Consider the following 679-nt stretch of genomic DNA (forward strand, 5'->3'; position numbering starts at 1 on the left):
CTACCAAGCTGAGCTACTTCCCGAGTTAAAAAGAAAAATGCACCCTAGAGGAGTCGAACCTCTAACCGCCTGATTCGTAGTCAGGTACTCTATCCAGTTGAGCTAAGGGTGCTCCATATTATGCCGAGGACCGGAATCGAACCGGTACGATCGTTACCAATCGCAGGATTTTAAGTCCTGTGCGTCTGCCAGTTCCGCCACCCCGGCCTCTCTAAGCGAACGACGGGATTCGAACCCGCGACCCCCACCTTGGCAAGGTGGTGTTCTACCACTGAACTACGTTCGCACTGTTTTCTTCTATCTAAAAATGCCGGCTACATGACTTGAACACGCGACCCTCTGATTACAAATCAGATGCTCTACCAACTGAGCTAAGCCGGCTCATTTATTATATCTTAATGCGGGTTAAGGGACTTGAACCCCCACGCCGTTAAGCGCCAGATCCTAAATCTGGTGCGTCTGCCAATTCCGCCAAACCCGCATATATGACCCGTACTGGGCTCGAACCAGTGACCCATTGATTAAAAGTCAATTGCTCTACCAACTGAGCTAACGAGTCTAAAATAACTTGCGTTACCTTAAACGGTCCCGACGGGAATCGAACCCGCGATCTTCGCCGTGACAGGGCGACGTGATAACCGCTACACTACGGGACCTTTGGGAGTTAACGGGATCGAAC

7 tRNA genes are annotated in these 679 nt (G+C 50.8%); all 7 read right to left on the reverse strand.

Annotation, left to right across the window (positions count from 1 at the left end):
• Positions 1-38: 38 nt before the first annotated feature.
• Positions 39-112, reverse strand: a tRNA-Arg gene (locus tag HT679_RS11035).
• Positions 113-121: 9 nt separating this feature from the next.
• A tRNA-Leu gene (locus HT679_RS11040) sits at positions 122-207 on the reverse strand.
• Between the two features lie 7 nt (positions 208-214).
• Positions 215-286, reverse strand: a tRNA-Gly gene (locus HT679_RS11045).
• Between the two features lie 22 nt (positions 287-308).
• Positions 309-381, reverse strand: a tRNA-Thr gene (locus HT679_RS11050).
• Between the two features lie 18 nt (positions 382-399).
• Positions 400-481: transfer RNA gene (locus HT679_RS11055), tRNA-Leu, on the reverse strand.
• Between the two features lie 5 nt (positions 482-486).
• A tRNA-Lys gene (locus HT679_RS11060) sits at positions 487-559 on the reverse strand.
• Between the two features lie 24 nt (positions 560-583).
• Positions 584-656 (reverse strand) — tRNA-Asp (locus HT679_RS11065).
• Positions 657-679 lie beyond the last annotated feature (23 nt).

Source organism: Streptococcus sp. 4886, assembly GCF_013276485.1.
Classification (GTDB): domain Bacteria; phylum Bacillota; class Bacilli; order Lactobacillales; family Streptococcaceae; genus Streptococcus.